Raw genomic sequence first — 4,038 nt, forward strand, 5'->3', positions numbered from 1 at the left:
GGGGCCGGCGCCGGGGTGACCGGTGCGTCCGAAGCCTCACCGGTCATGGCGGGGCCGGCTGGTGACTGCTGCGCTGGCACGTCTGTCAAACCTTCCTCACTGCCTCCGCAGACACGATCATGACGGTTGTCGTGGCCGCTTCAGCCGGGTTCTAGAGATCCTCGGCGAAGTCGGCCTGCATGCGGCGGAACACGTGTGTTCCCAGCCAGAGCAGGCCCAGCGACATCACGCCCGCGACGGCAAGATGCTCGAGGTAGAAGAGATACCCGGGGTCGGCCAGGATGCCCTGCCCGTTCGCGGGGTTGACGGCCGGCCCTTTGTAGATTCCCCGCTGGAAGGTGGCGACGACCGTCGCCATCGGATTCAGGAAATAGATCCACGTCCACTCGTGCAGGAGTTTACGGATCAGCCCGACCGGATACACGATGGGGTTGAGCCAGAACCACGCGAGCAGCGCCACCTCCAGCAGGTGCTCGGTGTCGCGGTATCGGACGTTGAGCGCCGACACGAGCATGGCCAGGCCCACCGTGAAGATCATCGCCACCGCGAACGCCGGCACCAGCAACAGCAGCTGGAAACCGATGAAGCTGTAACCGAGCGCCGCGACCACCACGAAGAGCACGGCGAGCTGCAGGACGAAGTGGACGATCGCGAACCCCACCGCGGAAAGCGGCAGCACCGGCAGCGGGAAACGGACCTTCTTCACGAGGTTCGCGTTGAAGACCACGCTGCCGCTGGCCGCGGAGACGCTGGCGGAGAACGCGTTCCAGATCAGCAGCCCGGACATCAGGTAGACGCCGAAACGGGGCACCCCGGCGTTCATGATGACCTGGAACACCAGGGTGTAGACGGCGAGCAGCAGCAGCGGGTTCGCCAGCGACCAGGCGAACCCGAGGGTCGACCCCTTGTACTTGACCTTGAGATCCTTGCGGATCAGGTTGCGCAGCAGCTCCCAGCGCAGCCGGGTCTGGGCGCGGCTGCGACGGGCGAGCCGGCGGGACTCCGGGCCCGGCCCGTCGACGTGGATCCGTTGCCGCGCCGCCGGCGTGGCCGCCGGTGCGGACCGCTCATCAGTCAGGTTCGACACCGACAACCTTCCGTGAGCCGCGCCAAGTGGGAAGCGAGCCCGACGCTACCGGGAACACCGGACCGCACGGACCGCACGGACCGCACGGGCACCACGTCGGGACGATACGTGGCCGGCCTGGCGCTCCGGCGGCCGGACCTGGGTACGCCGGTGACCGTGGCCACCGGGCCGGTTCATAGTATCGGGCCGTTCATTCAGCTCCGGCCGGTCACTGTCCAGTCTGACCCGGATACCAGCCGGCCCGTCGGCGGTGGCCGTGATGCCCCGCCTGTGGAGGACGCCCGTGTTCACCGACGTCCGGATCCGTGAGGTCTGGTCCCATCTGGAGTCCGGCGGGGCCGAGGTGCTGACGTTGGACGTGTTCGACACGCTGCTGCTGCGGCTCGTGCCCGAACCGGCCCACGCCTTCCTGCTGCTCGGGCACCGGCTGGCCGCCGCCGGGCTGCTGCCGCCGTCGCTGTCGCCCGCGCAGTTCGCCCAGCTGCGGGTGCACGCCGAGACCAGGGCCCGCGAGCGCAGCCAGGCCGGGCGCGGCACGCCGGAGGCCCGGCTGGACGAGATCTGGTCGGTGCTGGCGGCGGCGCTGCCCGGCAGCGGCGGCGTCGACGACCTCGTCGCCATGGAGGTCGCGTTCGAGCGGGACATCTGCCGGGCCGACCTGGCCGTCGCCGAACTGGCCGAGCTGACCATCACCAAGCTCGGCCGGCCCGTCCACCTGGTCTCCGACACGTACTTCTCGCCGGACCAGCTGCGCCGGCTGCTGCGGCGCCCGGAGCTCGCCGGTATCAGGTTCACCCAGGTTCTCACCTCCAGCGACGCCGGGGTGAACAAGAGCAGCGGCCTGTTCGCCCACGTGCTCGCGCGGGCCGGGGTCGCGGCGTCCCGGGTCATCCACCTCGGTGACAACCCGGTCGCCGACGTCGAGAGCGCCCGTGAGCACGGGATCCTTGCCGTCCACTACCCCAAGTACACCGACGGGCTGGAGACGACGCTGGACCTGGAGGGGCTGCGTTCCCGGCCCACCTCCGACACACCCGTCGACCCGGTGCACGGCGACTACGGGGTGACCGCGATCCGGGCCCGGACCCTGCACCGCGCCGACGCCGCCGCCGTCCCGGCGGGCCTGCGCCGCCACTGGGAGACCGGCGCGGCCGTGTTCGGCCCGGTGTTCACCGGATTCGCGGAGTGGGCCGTCGAACGGGCCGCGGACTACGGGGTCGACCGGATCCACTGCCTCATGCGCGAGGGGGTGTTCCTCGCCCGGGCGCTGGCGGAGCCCGGGCACGACCGCGGGATCACCACGTCCCCGCTGTGGGCGTCCCGGCAGGTGTGCGCGCTGGCCAACGTCTTCGAGGGCAGCCCGCAGGAGCTGCGCGGCTTCCTGACCCGGCGGCACGCCCCCAGCGTCGGGCAGCTGCTGCGCCAGCTCGGGGTGGGCGTGGAGGAGGTCGCCGGCCTCTCGGCGCTCGCCGGCCGGCGGCTGGACGTCCCCGGGCTGCGTGAGGAGACCCTGCACGCGCTGTGCAACGACGAACGGGTCCGCGGCGAGATCGTGACGACCGCGAGCCAGCTGCGGGAACGCTACCTGCGCTACCTCGACGCCCAGCTCGGCGACGCGGACCGGGTCGTCATCGTCGACCTGGGCTGGGGCGGCACCATCCAGGGCCTGCTGCACCAGCTGCTGGTGGCCTCCGGCCGCGAGGTGGAGATCGTCGGCCTGTACCTGGCGACCAACGCCGGCGCCAACGTGCACCGCCTGTCCGGGCTGCGGCTGGAGGGCTATGTCGCCTCCGGCGGCGAACCGGAGGCGCTGTTCGCCCCGGTGATGCGCAGCCCCGAGGTGCTTGAGCAGCTCTGCATGCCCGACGTCGGCTCGCTGATCGGCTTCGACGAGGACCTCACCCCCGTGCTCGCCGCCGACCACACCTCCCGCACGCAGGTCGCGCAGCGCGCCGCCGTCCAGGACGGGGTGCTCGCCTACCAGCGGGAATGGCTGCGTTACCACCGCGGTGAGACGCCGATGCCGTCCCTGGTGTCGGACGGGGCGCGGCTGGCGGCGCTGCGCACCCTCACCCGGTTCGTGACCCGGCCGACCCCGCAGGAGGCGTTCGCGTTCGGGATGTGGTCGCACGACGACAACTTCGGCTCCGAGTCCTCCGAAGGGCTGCTGCCCGCCGATCTGCTGCGCAGGATGCCGTACCTGACCGCGGCCGATCTCGAGAGGATCCCGATGCAGGAGCTCTACTGGCCGGCGGGGGTGGCGGCGGTGGCGAACCGGCCGCTGGCGGTCGTCAGCGGGCTGGCCGCGGGCGCCGGGATCTCGGCGCTGGAGGTCTCCCCGGAGGCCGCCGCCGGCCCGGTCGAGGTCTACGTCGACACCGGGGCCGACTTCGCCGCCGGCCCGAAGGAGTCCGCGGTCACCCGCTCCGGGCGGGACGGGCTGTCGCTGGTGCGCCTGCGCATCGACGGGGTCGGCGTCCGCCGGGTGCGCATCGACCCGGCCGGCCGGCGCGGCCTGCTGCGGCTGGACTGGCTGAAGCTGTCCTTCCACCTCAACAACGTCACCGAGCCGTACGAGGTGACGATCACTTCGGTCCCGGACGAGGCGCGGCTGCACCTGATCGGGGCACGGGCCCTCCAGCCGAACCTGATCGAGATCCTCGGTGACGACCCGCAGTTCGTCTACGTGCTCGACCCGGTGGGGCAGGCGCAGCTGGCTGCCACCTACGCCATCGACGTCGAGTTCGCCTTCGGATGGCTGGGGATCCGTTCCGACCCGCTGGCGGTCCCGGCCGAGCAGGGCACCCCGTTGTCACGCCGGGCCGTTCAGCGGCTACGGCGCGAACTCGAAGAACGCTTCTGAACCCGTGCCCCTCGGGGCGCCGGCGGCGTGATCACATTTTGCCCGCGCCGCCGGAGGGCGGCCGGCGGCCGTCACGCGGTTCGTGAAG

General features: G+C 71.7%; 2 protein-coding genes. One reads left to right on the forward strand and one right to left on the reverse strand.

Going from position 1 to position 4,038, the window contains the following annotated elements:
- Positions 1–151: 151 nt before the first annotated feature.
- Positions 152–1,087 (reverse strand): ABC transporter permease, encoded by a 936-nt coding sequence (locus tag NBW84_RS13120; RefSeq protein ID WP_445548271.1) that lies wholly within the window; start codon positions 1,085–1,087, stop codon positions 152–154.
- 283 nt (positions 1,088–1,370) lie between these two features.
- Here NBW84_RS13120 and NBW84_RS13125 point away from each other — a divergent pair, with 283 nt between their 5' ends.
- Positions 1,371–3,950: an HAD family hydrolase gene (locus NBW84_RS13125; RefSeq protein WP_250284940.1), complete on the forward strand. Its 2,580-nt coding sequence runs from the start codon at positions 1,371–1,373 to the stop codon at positions 3,948–3,950.
- Positions 3,951–4,038 lie beyond the last annotated feature (88 nt).

The organism is Protofrankia sp. CiP1_Cm_nod2 (assembly GCF_920664355.1).
Taxonomy (GTDB): domain Bacteria; phylum Actinomycetota; class Actinomycetes; order Frankiales; family Frankiaceae; genus Protofrankia.